This window comes from Caballeronia sp. A2-2 (assembly GCF_057612605.2).
Genome location: NZ_CM172587.1, coordinates 962,444 through 978,246, shown reverse-complemented (window position 1 = coordinate 978,246; position 15,803 = coordinate 962,444). Strand labels below are relative to the sequence as shown.

Here is a 15,803-nt window from a genome sequence, read left to right as displayed (position 1 = left end):
CGGAGAATCTTAGTGTGCCTATTTTAGAGCAGCAGGCAAGAATGGCCCCAGAAGCAAAAACCCCGCGTGGAAGCGGGGTTCTTTGGAAGCAAGAGTTGAATCAGGCAAGCATCGCGCGCAACATCCACGCGGTTTTTTCGTGCGTCTGCATGCGCTGCGTGAGCAGGTCGGCGGTCGGTTCGTCGTTGGCGGCTTCCGTCGACGGGAAGATTGCGCGCGCCGTGCGCACCACGGCTTCCTGGCCTTCCACCAACTGGCGGATCATTTCTTCGGCGGCCGGAACACCTTCCGCTTCCGGAATCGACGAGAGCTTCGCGAAGTCCTTGTAGCTGCCCGGTGCGTGCACGCCGAGCGCGCGGATGCGTTCCGCGATCGAATCCACCGCAAGCGCGAGTTCGTTGTACTGCGTCTCGAACATCAGATGCAGCGTGTTGAACATCGGACCCGTGACGTTCCAGTGGAAGTTGTGCGTCTTGAGGTACAGCGTGTAGGTGTCCGCCAGAAGCCGTGACAGACCGTCCGCGATCTTTTTTCGGTCCTTGTCGCTGATGCCGATATTGACGGCAGGTGCGTTGCCTTTCTTCGCCATGATGACTCCGTGAGAGTGTTTCGAACGATGCGCGCGCCGCGCGAAGCCACGTCACGACGCTGCGCGTCCTGCTTTTAAGCGTTCGCCAGTTTAACGTAGATAGTGGGCGGATTCATCGCGGCTGCACGGTATCAAACGATGACACCGCCCGCGACGATCAGCCCGTAACACGCCGCCACGATGCCGAACGCGATGACCACTCGCACGCCGTGCGAGGCCGCGCGGCTCGATGCATCGATGCGCTGCACGGCTGCTTCGATGGTGCTCATGATGTCATCTCCATCGTTTGGCCGAGCTTCGCGAGCGCATCGATAACGCCTTGCGCGTAGGCCGGATCGATACGCCGGAAATGCTCGATCTGCCGCGCGACGATGTCATCCGGCACGCCGTGAATATGCCGCGCGATATTGCCGAACAACCGCGCGCGCTGCGCTTCATCGAACAGACGGAACAGCGCGGCGGGCTGGCTGTAGTAGTCGTCGTCCTCACGATGATCGTAGCGATGCACCGCACCCGCCGCGAGCGGCGGCTCGTTCACGCGGGCGTCCTGCGCGAATTCGCCGAAGCGGTTCGGCTCGTAGTTCACGCGGCTGCCGAGATTGCCGTCGGTGCGCATCGCGCCATCGCGATGAAACGGATTCGCGACCGGCACACGCGGCGCGTTCACCGGAATCTGGTGATGGTTGATACCCAGCCGATAGCGCTGCGTATCGCCATAAGAGAACAAGCGCCCCTGCAACAGCCGGTCCGGCGAAAAGCCGATGCCCGGCACCACGTTCGCGGGCGTGAACGCGGCCTGCTCCACCTCCGCGAAGTAATTGCGCGCGTTGCGGTTCAGCTCGATCGTGCCGACATCGATCAGCGGATAGTCCTTGTGCGGCCAGACCTTCGTGACATCGAACGGGTTCATGGCCGAACGCGCGGCTTGCTCCTCGGTCATCACCTGAATGCGGAAATTCCAGCGCGGGAAGTTGCCTGCATCGATGTTATCGACCAGATCGCGTTGCGCGCTTTCGCGGTCGTTCGCGATCACGGCGGCGGCTTCGGCGTCGGTGTAGTTCTCGACCGGCTGCTGCGACTTGAAGTGGAACTTCACGTAGAAGCGCTCGTCTTCCGCGTTGATGAACGAGAACGTGTGCGAACCGAAGCCGTGCATCTGCCGATAATTCTTCGGGATGCCGCGGTCGCTCATCAAAATCGTCACCTGATGCAGCGATTCGGGATGACGCTCCCAGAAATCCCACGCCGCGATATTGCTGCGCATGTTGGTGTACGGATCGCGTTTCTGCGTGTGGATGAAGTCGGGAAACTTGAGCGGATCGCGAATGAAGAACACCGGCGTGTTGTTGCCGACGATGTCCCAGTTGCCTTCTTCCGTGTAGAACTTGATGGAGAAGCCGCGCACGTCGCGTTCGGCATCGGCCGCGCCGCGTTCGCCTGCTACGGTTGAGAAGCGCATGAACATCGGCGTTTCTCGGCCGACTTCCGCGAACAGCTTCGCCTTCGTGTAGCGCGAAATGTCGTGCGTCACGCGCAAGGTGCCGAATGCGCCCGAACCCTTCGCATGCACGCGGCGCTCGGGAATCACTTCGCGGTCGAAATGCGCGAGCTTTTCCAGCAGCCAGAAGTCCTGCAAGGTGACCGGGCCGCGCGGGCCGGCGGTTTGCGAGTTCTGATTGTCGCCGACCGGTGCGCCGGCTGCGGTCGTGAGTCGTTCGTTCGTCATGGTGATGGTCCTGTTCTCGTTGTGGATGTATGGGCGGCTAGACGGCGATGCGGGCGAAGCTGGCGAGAACGTCGAGCGCGAGGTGGCGCAGTTCGGTCCAGTTCATGGTGGAGATTGGGGGCATGGCGTCCTCGTCGATGCAGCACTTGCTGCGCGGTCAATGAGGCAAATCCTACCTAACGCTATCGAAAATTATAATTCGATTAATTTTATCTAATCGATAGCGGAGGGCATAAAAAGGCCGCCCGGAGGCGGCTTGTTGAACGTGTTACGCAACCGGGTCTTCGCCGAAGCGGTTGGTTCCGAGGGTGCCTCGATGGAACATCCAAACGATCAGCAACATTCCCAAGACCGGTACGAACGAAATAAGCAGCCACCAGCCCGAGCGGTCGGTGTCGTGCAAGCGACGTACCGTGCAAGCCAAACTCGGGAGGATCGTCAGAAGTAAAAATGCAAAGAGAAGCGTCAGAGTGCCCAACGATATGCCCTCGACACCGACGTAAATGTCCAGAGCAATGTTCACCACGAAAATGAACAGGTAGAACTTCCAGAATTCGGAGCGACTAGCGCGCCCTTGAAAGGTCGCGTACTTCTGGAAAAGCGCGACGCGTGCCGCCTCGAAAAAGCCCATCTTCTATTCCTAACTTACGTTGTAATAGCCCGGACGAACCAGGCGGGGGCGCGATTTTAGGGCGCATACGTAGGTTGGATGATTGCTTTAACGCAGGCTTTACAAAAAGCTACGAAGACTCGGGGGATCTAAGGACGAGTCAAGCCGACAAATGCCCGGCTCGGCATGCAAAAAAGCCGCGTTCCAATCGGAAACGCGGCTTTCTTCAAATCAGCTCAGGCAGCGCAGTATCAGTTCACCGCGACCGGCATATCCAGCTTCGCAACCCCCGGCAAATCGCACGCAGCAATCGCATCGCTGATGGCGTCGATGGCGGGCATGCGCGTGAAGCTCTTGCGCCACGCCAGCACCACGCGCCGGTCGGGCACGGGTTCATCGAAAGGAACGTAGCTGAGCAGACCAGCATCGATGCCCGCCGCATGCGGCTTCACTTCATGCACCGACATGCGCGGCAGCACCGTAATGCCCACGCCGCTCGCGACCATATGCCGAATGGTCTCCAGCGACGACCCTTCGAAGGTTTTTTGAATGCCATCAGCATTCTGCGAAAACCGCATCAATTCCGGACACACGCCGAGCACGTGATCGCGGAAGCAATGACCGCTGCCGAGCAGCAGCATGGTTTCCTGCTTCAAATCGTCCGCGTCGATCTTCTCGCGGTTCTCCCATTGATGCCCCGACGGCATCGCAACCACAAACGGCTCGTCATACAGCGCACGCACCATCAACCCCGTTTCGGGGAACGGCAGCGCCATGATCGCGACATCGATTTCGCCCTGCTTGAGCAATTCGATCAGCTTGAGCGTGTAATTTTCCTGAAGCATCAAGGGCATCTGCGGGACGGCCTTGATCATTTGCTTGACGAGCGTGGGCAGCAGATACGGCCCGATCGTGTAGATGACGCCCAGCCGCAGCGGCCCGACCAGCGGGTCCTTGCCCTGTTTGGCGATTTCCTTGATGGCGAGCGTCTGTTCGAGCACGCGCTGCGCCTGCGTCACGATCTGCTCGCCGATGGGCGTCACGCTGACTTCGCTCGTGCCGCGCTCGAAAATCTGCACGTTGAGTTCGTCTTCGAGCTTCTTGATGGCCACCGACAGCGTCGGCTGGCTGACGAAGCACGCCTCGGCGGCGCGGCCGAAATGCCGTTCGCGCGCAACCGCGACGATGTACTTCAGTTCAGTGAGAGTCATTGGGGGCCAATGAAATGCATTGATTCGATAGGTTTGAGTTATACACCTGTACCGCGCGGTTCGACAACTCGTCAAAGTAACGAGAGTTTGCGCGCTCGTTTAGGGACAGACGATGCCCGCGCGAGTTCACGCCTTCAGATATTGCTCGCGCACGCCCAGCCAGCGCGCGAGATGAAGCGTGACGGCATCCGGAAACGATTTGAGCATGGCTTCCGCCGCAGCGCGCGCAGGGTCGATCAGCCAGCCGTCGTTTTCAAGACTTGCGAAACGCAGCATCGCTTCGCCGGACTGACGTGCGCCAAGAAACTCGCCGGGACCGCGAATTTCCAGATCGCGGCGGGCGATTTCGAACCCATCGGTGGTTTCGCGCATGGTTTTGAGACGCGCGCGCGCGGTTTGCGACAGCGGATTCGCGTACATCAACACGCATACGGACGCTGCGCTTCCGCGCCCCACGCGCCCGCGCAATTGATGCAACTGCGCCAGCCCGAAGCGCTCGGCATGCTCGATCACCATGAGCGAGGCGTTCGGCACGTCCACGCCGACTTCGATCACGGTCGTCGCCACCAGCAATTGCACTTCGTTGCGCGTGAAGGCTTCCATCACACCGGCTTTCTCGGCGGGCGCGAGGCGTCCGTGAACCAGCCCGACGCGCAGTTCCGGCAGCGCCTCTGCAAGCGTCTGATACGTCTCGACGGCGGTCTGCAACTGCAAGGTCTCACTTTCCTCGATCAGCGGACAGACCCAATACACTTGCCGCCCCGTCAGCGCCGCCTCGCGCACGCGGCTGATGATCTCGTCGCGGCGGCCATCGGACACGACCTTGGTGAGAATCGGCGTGCGGCCGGGCGGGAGTTCGTCGATGGTGGACACGTCGAGATCGGCGTAATAGGTCATGGCGAGCGTGCGGGGAATCGGCGTCGCGGACATCATCAATTGATGCGGCTGGAAGTCTTTCGCGCCATCCGCCGCGTTGAGCGCCTTGGCGCGCAAGGCCAGCCGTTGCGCCACGCCGAAGCGATGTTGTTCATCCACGATCACCAGCCCCAGGCGCGCGAACTCCACTGCGTCCTGAATGATCGCGTGCGTCCCGATGATGAGCTTCGCCGTGCCGAGCGCCGCCGCCTCCAGCGCCGCGCGCTTTTCCTTCGGCTTCACGCTGCCCGCGAGCCACGCGACCGTCACGCCGAGCGGTTCCAGCCAGCCGCGCAGCTTGCGTGCGTGCTGTTCCGCGAGAATTTCGGTCGGCGCCATGAGCGCGGCCTGATAACCCGCGTCGATGGCCTGCGCCGCCGCCAGCGCCGCGACCACGGTCTTGCCGCTGCCGACATCGCCCTGAAGCAGGCGTTGCATGGGATGCGCGAGCGCCAGTTCGCCCGAAATCTCCGCGACCACGCGTTGCTGCGCGCCAGTCAGCGCGAACGGCAACGCGCGCAAAAGTCGCACGACGAGCGAATCGTCATCGGTCGGCAGGCGTCGCGGCATGGCGGGCGCGGCGCGCGTGCGGCGTTCCTCGTGCGCGCGCTTGAGCGACAACTGCTGCGCCAGCAATTCCTCGAACTTGATGCGCGTCCACGCCGGATGCGTGCCGTCGATGAGCGCGGTCTCGTCCGAATCCGCGCGCGGATGATGCAGCGTTTTGACGGCATCGAGCAGGCCGGGCACGTTGAGCGGCGCGAGATGCGCACGCGCGATCGGCTCCGGGAGCAACTCCGGCAGCGCGACGCGGCCCAGCGCATTGTCGATCGCCTTGCGCAAATAAGCCTGCGAAATGCCCGCCGTCGAGGGATAAACCGGCGTCAACGCCTGCGGCAGCGGCGTGTCTTCATCGACCGGGCGCACGGCAGGATGCACCATTTCCAGCCCGAAGAAGCCGCCACGCACATCGCCGCGCACGCGCAGGCGCATGCCGATGGCCATCTGCTTGACTTGCGAGCCGTAGAAATTGAGGAAGCGCAGCGTGAGTTCGCCGCCGGAATCGTCGTGAATCCTGACGAGCAGTTGGCGGCGCGGCCGGTACGCGATCTCGTTGTCGAACACGACGCCTTCGGTCTGCGCGTTGTCGCCCGGAATGAGTTCGGCGACGGGCGTGAGCGAGGTTTCGTCCTCGTAGCGCATCGGCAGATGAAGCACGAGATCGATGTCGGATTTCAGGCCCAGCCGGGCGAGCTTGTCGGCGGTCTTGAGCACCGGCTTCGCGCCGCCTGCGTCTTTCTTCGCGGGCTTGCGCGGCGTCGCGTCTTCTGTTTCGACCGGCGTTGTCGCGCCTTCATCCGCGTGAGGCGGCGCGTCGGTCGGGGAAGCCAGGCGGCGGTCGGACAAGGGCATCGAGTCTGTTCGCAAAGTACAATGTGAGGTTTCGTCGGCGCGCTTTCCACTTCATACGACGCCAACGCACGCGCAAACTCAGCGACCTATCACGCCATGTTCACGCTTTCCGATTTCGATTTTAATCTGCCACCCGAGCTGATCGCGCAGAGCGCGCTTGCCGAGCGCAGCGCGAGCCGTCTGCTCGACGTGGACAACGCCGCCGCGCCCGCGAGCTTCATCGACCGGCGCTTTTCCGAACTGCCGAATCTGCTCGATGCAGGCGATCTGCTCGTGTTCAACGATACCAAAGTCCTCAAGGCGCGGTTCCTCGGCCAGAAGGCCAGTGGCGGACGCGTGGAAGTGCTGGTCGAACGGCTGACCGGCGCGACTTCCGCGCTCGCGCAGATTCGCGCCAGCAAGAGCCCGGTGGAAGGCAGCACCATTCGTCTCGCGGACGCCTTCGATGTCACCGTGGGCGAGCGCGTCGAGCCGTTTTACACGCTGCATTTTCCCGAGGCGTGCCTGACGCTGATCGAGCAATTCGGCCGTCTGCCGCTGCCGCCGTACATCGAGCACGATGCCGATGCCTACGACGAAACGCGCTACCAAACGGTCTATGCCGCGAATCCCGGCGCGGTGGCCGCACCGACCGCCGGCCTGCATTTCGATGAGGCGCTGTTCGCCGAACTCGATGCACGCGGCATCGAACGCGCGACGCTCACGCTGCACGTCGGCGCGGGCACGTTTCAGCCGGTGCGCGTGGAGAACATCGCCGAGCACAAGATGCATAGCGAGTGGTACGACTTGCCGCAGACGCTGGCCGATCGCATCGCGACGGTGAAGGCGCGCGGGAATCGCGTGATCGCGGTCGGCACCACGTCGATGCGCGCGCTCGAAGCCGCCGCCCGCGATGCCGCGCAAGCCGGCCGTCCGCTCGCCGCGACGCAGGCGGAAACCGATATCTTCATCACGCCGGGCTATGAATTCCGCGTCGTCGATCGGCTCGTGACGAACTTCCATCTGCCGAAATCGACGCTGCTGATGCTCGTCTCCGCGTTCGCGGGCATGGACACGATCCGCGACGCTTACCGGCACGCAATCGAGCAGAAGTACCGTTTCTTCAGTTACGGCGACGCCATGCTTTTGACGCGCCAAGGCTGATTTTTAACCTTCACTGCCGCGCCGGACTGTTCTCCGGTAGCACAGGATATTCAATGACGACTCAACACACTCCGCCCGACAACGGCCTCAAGTTCGAACTGCTCACCACCGATGGCCAAGCACGTCGCGGCCGCCTCACGCTCAATCACGGCGTGGTCGAAACGCCGATCTTCATGCCGGTCGGCACCTACGGCACGGTGAAAGCCATCCAGCCGCGCGAACTCGAAGAAATTCGCGCACAGATCATCCTCGGCAACACGTTCCACCTCTGGCTGCGGCCGGGGCTGGAAACCATCGGTGCGCACGGCGGGCTGCATCAGTTCATGGGCTGGAACCGGCCCATTCTCACGGATTCGGGCGGTTTTCAGGTGTTTTCGCTGGGCGATCTGCGCAAGATCACCGAGGAAGGCGTGACCTTCGCCTCGCCGATCAACGGCGACAAGCTGTTCCTCTCGCCCGAAGTGTCGATGCAGATTCAAAAGGTGCTGAACTCGGACATCGTCATGCAGTTCGACGAATGCACGCCCTACGCCACGAACGGCATACCGACCTCGCACAAGGACGCCGCCGAATCCATGCGCATGTCGATGCGCTGGGCCAGGCGCTCCATCGACGAATTCAACCGGCTCGGCAATCCGAACGCGCTGTTCGGCATCGTGCAGGGCGGCATGTTCGAGGATTTGCGCGATGAATCGCTGGCGGGCTTGTCGGATATCGGCTTCCATGGACTGGCGATTGGCGGGCTGTCGGTCGGCGAGCCGAAGGAAGACATGATGCGCGTGCTGAACCACATCGGCCCGAAGCTGCCTGCCGACAAGCCGCATTACCTGATGGGCGTGGGCACGCCGGAAGACCTCGTGGCGGGCGTGGCGGCGGGCGTCGATATGTTCGATTGCGTGATGCCCACGCGCAACGCGCGCAACGGCTGGCTGTTCACGCGCTTCGGCGACCTGAAGATCAAGAACGCGTTCCACAAGAATTCCACCAAGCCGCTCGACGAAACCTGCGCCTGCTATACGTGCCAGAACTTCACGCGCGGCTATCTGCATCATCTGCATCGCGTGGGGGAGATTCTGGGCGCGCAATTGAACACGATCCACAACCTGCACTACTACCTTCAACTCATTGGCGAAGTGCGGGATTCGATCGACAATCATGCGTTCGAGGCGTTTCGCAAGACCTTCGCGGAAAATCGCGCGCGCGGCGTGGACTGAGCGCGCGCGGCATCGCCGGATCAAGCATTACAATCGCCTTTCTATCGCTTGCGAAATTTGTCGGCGAATGCGCGTAACGGCTTGACGGCAAAGCGCATTCGCCCATTTGAGACAAGGTGCGAGTGATAGAATGCCGGGCTAACTCTGAGAAGCGAATGAGTTTAGCTTTCGAACGTATCAAACGCATCAATACGGAGAGACCAACGTGTCGTTTATTTCCAATGCCTTTGCACAAGGCTCCGCGGGTGGAGCGGAATCCAGCCTCATGAGTTTCCTGCCGCTCATTCTGATGTTCGCGGTCCTGTACTTCATCATGATCCGTCCGCAGATGAAGCGTCAGAAGGAACATCGCAACATGCTCGCGGCCATGGCCAAGGGCGATGAAGTCGTCACCAATGGCGGCATCGTCGGCAAGGTCACGAAGGTCAGCGAAGCTTATGTCGGCGTGGAAATTTCCGAAGGCACGGAAATCACGGTGCAGAAGGCTGCCGTGACGACCATTCTCCCCAAGGGCACCATCAAGTCGCTGTAAGGCCACACGTTCTCCCGCGTCCGGCGCGGCCTCGCTCACCGAGTCCGCTTCAAAGCACCGAAACCGGCTCCTCGCGCATTACGCCGGACGCGCTCCCCCGAAGCCAACTATCCGTTCGGCCATCCCCATGAATCGTTATCCCCTCTGGAAGTATGTCGTGATGCTGGTGGCGCTCGTCATCGGCCTCGTGTACACGCTGCCCAACTTCTTCGGCGAAGCGCCCGCGGTGCAGGTTTCCAGCGGCAAGGCCACGGTCAAGCTCGATCAGTCGACGCTCGCCAGTGTCGAGACTGCGCTTCAGGCCAGCAACATCAAGCCGGACGAAATCACCTTCGACAATTCGGCGACCAGCGCGAATATCCGCGTGCGTCTGAAGGACACCGACACGCAATTGCGCGTGAAGGACCTGCTGACGAAATCGTTGAACAGCGACCCGAGCGATCCGCAGTACATCGTCGCGCTGAATCTGCAGAGTGCATCGCCCGGCTGGCTCACGGCCATGCACGCGTTGCCCATGTATCTCGGTCTGGACTTGCGCGGCGGCGTGCACTTCCTGCTGCAGGTGGACATGGCCGGCGCGCTCAACAAGAAGCTCGATTCCGATGCCGCCGACGCGCGCACCTATCTGCGCGACCGCAATATCCGCGATGGCGGCGTGAACCGCGTCGGGCAATCCGTGGTGGTGAATTTCTCGGATCAGGCGGCGGCGGACAGCGCGCGCACGCTGCTGACCACGGGCGTATCCGAACTGCAATGGGCCACGCGCCAGGGCGGCGACGGCTATCAGGTGGTCGGCAGCTTCACGTCGGCGGCGCAGAAAGTGGTCGAGGACGGCGCGCTCAAGCAGAACATCACCACGCTGCATAACCGCGTCAATGAACTCGGCGTGGCGGAACCGGTGATCCAGCAGCAAGGCTCCGACCGGATCGTGGTCGAACTGCCGGGCGTGCAGGACACGGCGAAGGCGAAGGACATCATCGGCCGCACGGCGACGCTCGAAGCGCGTCTGGCCGATCCGATCAACACCTACATCGGCGCGAACGATCCCGTGCCGCCCGGCGACGAAGCGTTCAAGCAGGGCGACCGCACCGTGTTGCTGCGCAAGCAGATCATCTTCACGGGCGATCGCATCGTGGATGCATCGACTGGCTTCGACGACCATCAGCGTCCGTCGGTGAATATCCGTCTGGATTCGGCGGGCGGACGCGCGATTGCCAGCGTCTCGCGCGACAACATCGGCAAGCCGATGGCGATGGTGCTGTTCGAAAAGGGCAAGGGCGAAGTGCTGACGGTGGCGAACATCCAGTCGGAACTGGGCGATCGCTTCCAGATCACCGGCCAGCCGAGCGCGCAGGCCGCGACCGATCTCGCGCTGCTGCTGCGCGCCGGTTCGCTTGCCGCGCCGATGGACATCATCGAGGAACGCACGGTCGGGCCGAGCCTGGGCGCGGACAACATCAAGAAGGGCTTCGATTCCGTGCAGTACGGTTTCGCGGCCATCGCCGTGTTCATGGTCGCGTATTACCTGCTGTTCGGTTTGTTCTCCATGTTGTCGCTGTCGGTGAACCTGCTGTTGCTCGTCGCGGTGCTGTCGATGTTGCAGGCCACGTTGACGCTGCCGGGCATCGCGGCTATCGCGCTTGCGCTCGGTATGGCGATCGATGCGAACGTGCTGATCAACGAGCGTATCCGCGAGGAACTGCGCAACGGCGCGCCGCCGCAGACCGCGATTCAGGAAGGTTTCGCGCACGCGTGGGCAACCATTCTCGATTCGAACGTGACCACGCTGATTGCCGGGCTGGCGCTGCTGGCGTTCGGCTCGGGCCCGGTGCGCGGCTTCGCGGTTGTGCACTGTATCGGCATTCTCACGTCGATGTTCTCGGCGGTGTTCTTCTCGCGCGGTCTGGTCAATCTCTGGTACGGCGGCCGCAAGGTGAAGTCGCTGCTGATCGGTCAGGTGTGGCGTCCGCAAGGCGGTGAAACGGATGCCGCCGTGGCCGCGTATCTCGCCGCCCAGCGTGGCGACGATTCGCCGGTCGATGAAATCGTCAAGACTGCCAAGGGCAAGAAGAAGGCTGTCGCCGCGCCGCGCGCGCAAGCACAAGCGCCTGCCGCCACCGGCAAGCCGACCGTGCGACGCCGCTCGGGTCCTGGCATCGATCAACAGAAACCGGGCCAGTCGCACTGAGTCCACCGAGTCCGGAGAGCAAAGAAAATGGAATTCTTCCGTATCCGCCGCGATATACCGTTCATGGAACGCGCGTTGATCTTCAACGTGATTTCGTTCCTGACGTTTCTCGCGGCCGTGTTTTTCCTCGTGCACAAGGGCCTGCATCTGTCGGTGGAGTTCACCGGCGGCACGGTCGTCGAGGTGCAGTATCCGCAGGCCATTTCGCCGGAGCCGATTCGCGCGACCATGACGAAGCTCGGCTACGGCGACGCGCAAGTGCAGAACTTCGGCACCTCGCGCGATGTGCTCATTCGCCTGCCGCTCAAGCAGGGTTTGACGTCCGCGCAGCAGAGCGATCAGGTGATGGGCGCGCTCAAGGCCGATAACCCGCAAGTGAGCCTGCAACGCGTGGAGTTCGTGGGGCCGCAAGTCGGCAAAGAACTGGTGACGAACGGCTTGGCCGCACTGGCGTGCGTGGTCATTGGCATCGTGATTTATCTGTCGTTCCGCTTCGAGTGGAAGTACGCGGTGGCGGGCATCATCGCCAACTTGCACGACGTGGTCATCATTCTCGGCTTCTTCGCGTTCTTCCAGTGGGAGTTCTCGCTGTCCGTGCTGGCGGCGATTCTCGCGGTGCTCGGCTATTCGGTGAACGAGTCCGTGGTTATCTTCGACCGGATTCGCGAGACCTTCCGCAAGCAACGCAAGATGACGGTGATGGAAGTGATCGACCACGCGATCACGAGCACGATGTCGCGGACCATCATCACCCACGGCTGTACGGAAATGATGGTGCTGTCGATGTTCTTCTTCGGCGGTCCCACGCTGCATTACTTCGCGCTGGCGCTGACGGTGGGTATTCTTTTCGGTATCTACTCGTCGGTGTTCGTGGCCGCGGCGCTTGCCATGTGGTTCGGCGTCAAGCGTGAGGATCTGGTGAAGGACAAGAAGGACAAGTTCGATCCGAACGATCCGAACGCGGGCGCGCAGGTTTAAGCGCTTTTACTCGGGCAAAAAATAAACGGCCGGTCTTTCATAGACCGGCCGTTTTTGTTTGACATCCCGAAGAAGACGCCGCCGTCTACGCTTCGACAGTTCGCGTCTCGCTCGTTAACGCATCGCACAGGCGCAGTAAGTAGGTCGCCAGATCGGCGTGCAAGCCCAGACTGACGATCGTCTCGTGCATTTTCGTCTGGTCCATCAACGCACGCATTCGCGGATAGAGAATCTTCACCGGCGAAAAACGAACTTCGAGTAGGTAATTGGCCAGCAGGCAGATCATGGCGCCCGCGGTCAGCGTGCTCGGATGCGCAAGATTCGCCACGATGCGAAGTTCGTCATCGCTCATGAAGCGATTGAAGTTTTGCGGTGAATGAAAGCCGAAGGTCTTGCCGGACGCGACGTGATTCTCAAAGGAGAAACGGTCGGCGACCGCTTCGGGCGCAAAGCGAATGCCGTGGTTGCCTTCGAGGTCGCGCCGATAATGCCGTCCAATCAGCTTGTCTTCGTGGATGCCGTCCACGAGCGGAAACGCATCGCTGGCGAGCAGGCGCATGAGCTTTGCCGAGCGCAGCGAAAACCCGCCATTGCCGACGGACATACCGTCGTTACGCCACGGCCAGCGCGCCCCGATGTAGTCATACTGGAAAAAATCGTCACTCCACATTTCCGGGTGAAGCACATACCCGTCCCACTGAATCAACAGCACCCATGGCGTATGGATATGGTGGATGATTTCCTTGAGGACGTAGTCGTTGTACTCCTCACGCGATGCAAGATGCGGCGTGCGAACGATCCGCGCCGGCGAAGGAATATCTTCATGCGTGAAAAGAATGGCATCACCGAAATCGCAGTGACGGGCCGAGATATCGATTGCGCGTGACGCAAGCTGCGGGTTGATGCAATCCGCCGCGCACACGGTAACGTTTTTCAGATCGATACGAGTTCCAACAGACATGACGCTCCCTGCGTTCTAATGCTTCGTCTGCATTCTCTTTCCCTCGATTGTGAGAATGACGATGCGAAGTTTAAAAAACCGGGAAGCATAGCAATCCAACGAAAAGGAGACACTTTTGGCCGGTCATATTTTGCAAAGCCACCCGGCGATGACCAAGCAGTCGATGCGAAGCAAAAAAAACCGTCTCGCGCATCGAACGCGAGACGGCTTTCCAGACTAAAAGCGCAGACGTTACTGCTTCACGCCTTCCGCCTGAATATGCAGCACCGTCTTCAGGCTAAAGCCATACGACTTGCCGTAATCCATTCCGAAGTCGCCGCGATCGAAAGTAGCCGTGGCTTCGACACCGCACACTTCCTTCTTCATCATCGGGTTCATGAAGCACTTGAAATGCTCGATGGTCAGATTCAGCGGCTTGGTGACGCCGTGCATCGTCAGCGTGCCGGTCACCGAAGTGGGCGTGTCGCCGTCGAACTTGATCGCCGTGCCCTTGTATTCCGCGGTCGGGTACTTCGTGGCATCGAAGAATTCGGCTTTTTGCAGATGCTCGTTCAGCTTGTCGTTACCCGTGTCGATCGACGAAATATCGATGCTCACGTCCACCGTGCCGGTCTTGCCCGCGCGATCCAGCACGACCGTGCCGCTGCTTTTGTTGAACTTGCCGCGCCATGTCGAGACGCCGCCGAAGTGATCGGCCTCGAAGCTCGGATACGTGTGGTTGGGGTCGAGCTTGTACGTGTCGGCGGCAAGCGCGCTGAACGACATGCCCAATGCGAGCGCGCCCGCAGCGATGATCGATAGCTTCTTCAATTTCTTCTCCTGACTAAATAACAACGTAACGTTGAATCTGCATGAAACGCCGCTTACTTTTTAGCGGCGACAATATGAAACTTGATGACCACTTCATCCGCGACGACGGACGTGTCCTTCCATTCGCCCGTGCCGACATCGAACTGTGAACGTTTGATGGGCAATGCACCGTCGAAGGTTTCCGTGCCGCCCTGCTGCGCGATGGTGACCGGCACCGTGACCGTCTGCGACTTGCCCTTGATGGTGATCTTGCCGGTCACGTTGTACTTGTTCCCGCCCGCTGGCGCAATCGCGCTGGAGACGAAGGTCGCGGTCGGGAACTTGGCGGCATCGAACCATTCGGCGCCGCGCACTTGTTTGTTGTAGTCGTCATCGCCGAGATCGTAGCTGCCCGTGTCGATGGTGATGTTCGCGCTGCCCGCCGCCGGCTTGGCCGGATCGAACGCGATCTGCGCGGTGAACTTGTTGAACTTGCCGTCCGTGGGCACGTTCATCTGTTTCGAGGTGGCGACGACCGAGCTCTTGCTCATGTCCACCTGCGCCTGCGCGGCAGCGGCCAGCGACATGGCGGCCACGGCGGTCAGCATCCAGCGATTCAGTTTGGTTTTCATCATTGCCTTTCTTGAGAGTGCCTAAACAGTGTGACGCGATGCCGCGAGGCAAACCGGTATTGGAAATCAAAAGCGCGCAGGAACAATCAGCGGAGGGGAAACGGGCTGCCAACGCGCAGGAAACAATCTAAACGGTTCGCCGGTTCATCGCAGGAACGGCAGCATGCGGCCGAGCAACCCATCCTTGTCGAGAAAATGATGCTTGAGCGCCGCCAGCACATGCATGACAACGAACGCCAACAGCGTGTAATTCAACGCGATATGCACGAGCCGCAGCGTCGCCTTGAGCGCCTTGTCCGGCCCGATGATGGTCGGCAACGGCACCACGCCGAGATACACCACCTGAATGCCCGACGCCGAACTGTAGAAGTAGCCGGAGATGGGGATCACGAGCATCAGCACATAAAGCAGGAAATGCGTGAGATGCGCCGCGCCCTGCTGCCAGCGCGGCATGCCGTCGGGCATGGGCGGCGCGGGATGCGTCACGCGCCACAGCAAGCGCAGCACGGCCAGCGCGAACACGGTCACGCCGATCCACTTGTGCCACGAGAAATACTTGAGCTTGGTCGGCGTGAAGCCGGGGATGTCCGTCATGATCCAGCCGAGCCAGAAGCCGCAGATCATCAGAAGTGCGATCAGCCAGTGCAGGCCGATGGCCGTGGCGCTGTACCGTTCGACCGGCTGCGCGGACTCGATGCGTGCGCTGCTTTCCATAGTGCTCATCCGAATGTTCGTGGGTTCGTGGTTCGTGGGGTTCGACGGACGCCATGCTACAACAACATCCGTCGATTGCCAGTACGGCTCAATATCGGCATCGCTGCCTGCAGAGCCAGTCACGGCGCGGCTTTGCGGCCTTTTGGCAGCCGCTTGCCTCATCGCTGCAACGAACTATTCTGCCGCTG

The 15,803-nt window shown here is 61.1% G+C and carries 16 protein-coding genes; 6 read left to right on the top strand and 10 right to left on the bottom strand.

Annotated features, from left to right (window positions below; genetic code table 11):
- Positions 1-100 precede the first annotated feature (100 nt).
- The 3 genes from ACZCWR_RS04695 to ACZCWR_RS04685 form a co-directional block, all read right to left on the bottom strand.
- Positions 101-589: a Dps family protein gene (locus ACZCWR_RS04695; protein WP_487302559.1), complete on the bottom strand. Its 489-nt coding sequence runs from the start codon at positions 587-589 to the stop codon at positions 101-103.
- 131 nt (positions 590-720) lie between these two features.
- Positions 721-858: a hypothetical protein gene (locus tag ACZCWR_RS04690; RefSeq protein ID WP_487302558.1), complete on the bottom strand. Its 138-nt coding sequence runs from the start codon at positions 856-858 to the stop codon at positions 721-723.
- The gene (locus ACZCWR_RS04685) at positions 855-2,315 is read right to left on the bottom strand and encodes a catalase (protein WP_487302557.1); all 1,461 of its coding nucleotides are present in this window, start codon (positions 2,313-2,315) and stop codon (positions 855-857) included. The genes ACZCWR_RS04690 and ACZCWR_RS04685 overlap by 4 nt, the downstream gene beginning before the upstream one ends.
- Between ACZCWR_RS04685 and ACZCWR_RS04680 the strand changes: the two genes are divergently transcribed.
- Positions 2,296-2,532 (top strand): hypothetical protein, encoded by a 237-nt coding sequence (locus ACZCWR_RS04680; RefSeq protein WP_487302556.1) that lies wholly within the window; start codon positions 2,296-2,298, stop codon positions 2,530-2,532. The genes ACZCWR_RS04685 and ACZCWR_RS04680 overlap by 20 nt on opposite strands.
- 51 nt (positions 2,533-2,583) lie before the next feature.
- Here the strand turns inward: ACZCWR_RS04680 and ACZCWR_RS04675 are convergent, their stop codons facing one another.
- The 3 genes from ACZCWR_RS04675 to recG all read right to left on the bottom strand — a co-directional run bounded on the left by ACZCWR_RS04675 (position 2,584) and on the right by recG (position 6,464).
- Positions 2,584-2,946 (bottom strand): DUF805 domain-containing protein, encoded by a 363-nt coding sequence (locus ACZCWR_RS04675; RefSeq protein ID WP_487302555.1) that lies wholly within the window; start codon positions 2,944-2,946, stop codon positions 2,584-2,586.
- 230 nt (positions 2,947-3,176) lie between these two features.
- Positions 3,177-4,136 (bottom strand): LysR substrate-binding domain-containing protein, encoded by a 960-nt coding sequence (locus ACZCWR_RS04670; protein ID WP_487302554.1) that lies wholly within the window; start codon positions 4,134-4,136, stop codon positions 3,177-3,179.
- A gap of 126 nt (positions 4,137-4,262) precedes the next feature.
- On the bottom strand, positions 4,263-6,464 hold the full coding sequence (gene recG, locus ACZCWR_RS04665; RefSeq protein ID WP_487302553.1) for an ATP-dependent DNA helicase RecG: 2,202 nt from the start codon (positions 6,462-6,464) through the stop codon (positions 4,263-4,265).
- A gap of 96 nt (positions 6,465-6,560) precedes the next feature.
- On the opposite strand from recG, the gene queA reads away from it, so the two are divergent.
- From queA to secF, 5 genes are all read left to right on the top strand, one after another.
- Complete coding sequence (queA, locus tag ACZCWR_RS04660) at positions 6,561-7,607, top strand: tRNA preQ1(34) S-adenosylmethionine ribosyltransferase-isomerase QueA (protein ID WP_487302552.1); 1,047 nt, start codon at positions 6,561-6,563, stop codon at positions 7,605-7,607.
- A 53-nt stretch (positions 7,608-7,660) separates the two neighbouring features.
- A complete protein-coding gene (tgt, locus tag ACZCWR_RS04655) occupies positions 7,661-8,821 on the top strand; it encodes a tRNA guanosine(34) transglycosylase Tgt (RefSeq protein WP_487302551.1) in 1,161 nt (386 codons plus the stop codon).
- Positions 8,822-9,026: 205 nt separating this feature from the next.
- Positions 9,027-9,353, top strand: a complete 327-nt coding sequence (gene yajC / locus ACZCWR_RS04650) for a preprotein translocase subunit YajC (protein WP_487302550.1) — start codon at positions 9,027-9,029, stop codon at positions 9,351-9,353.
- A gap of 127 nt (positions 9,354-9,480) precedes the next feature.
- Positions 9,481-11,541 carry a protein translocase subunit SecD gene (gene secD / locus ACZCWR_RS04645; RefSeq protein WP_487302549.1) on the top strand — a complete coding sequence of 687 codons (2,061 nt, stop codon included), beginning with the start codon at positions 9,481-9,483 and terminating at the stop codon, positions 11,539-11,541.
- Between the two features lie 27 nt (positions 11,542-11,568).
- A complete protein-coding gene (gene secF / locus ACZCWR_RS04640; protein WP_487302548.1) occupies positions 11,569-12,519 on the top strand; it encodes a protein translocase subunit SecF in 951 nt (316 codons plus the stop codon).
- An 85-nt stretch (positions 12,520-12,604) separates the two neighbouring features.
- Here secF and ACZCWR_RS04635 read toward each other — a convergent pair whose 3' ends face one another.
- From ACZCWR_RS04635 to ACZCWR_RS04620, 4 genes are all read right to left on the bottom strand, one after another.
- Positions 12,605-13,480: a DUF5672 family protein gene (locus ACZCWR_RS04635; protein WP_487302547.1), complete on the bottom strand. Its 876-nt coding sequence runs from the start codon at positions 13,478-13,480 to the stop codon at positions 12,605-12,607.
- 231 nt (positions 13,481-13,711) lie between these two features.
- Positions 13,712-14,290, bottom strand: coding sequence for a YceI family protein (locus tag ACZCWR_RS04630; RefSeq protein ID WP_487302546.1), 579 nt, complete (start codon positions 14,288-14,290; stop codon positions 13,712-13,714).
- A 53-nt stretch (positions 14,291-14,343) separates the two neighbouring features.
- The gene (locus ACZCWR_RS04625; protein WP_487303246.1) at positions 14,344-14,901 is read right to left on the bottom strand and encodes a YceI family protein; all 558 of its coding nucleotides are present in this window, start codon (positions 14,899-14,901) and stop codon (positions 14,344-14,346) included.
- 144 nt (positions 14,902-15,045) lie between these two features.
- Complete coding sequence (locus ACZCWR_RS04620) at positions 15,046-15,615, bottom strand: cytochrome b (RefSeq protein WP_487303245.1); 570 nt, start codon at positions 15,613-15,615, stop codon at positions 15,046-15,048.
- Positions 15,616-15,803 lie beyond the last annotated feature (188 nt).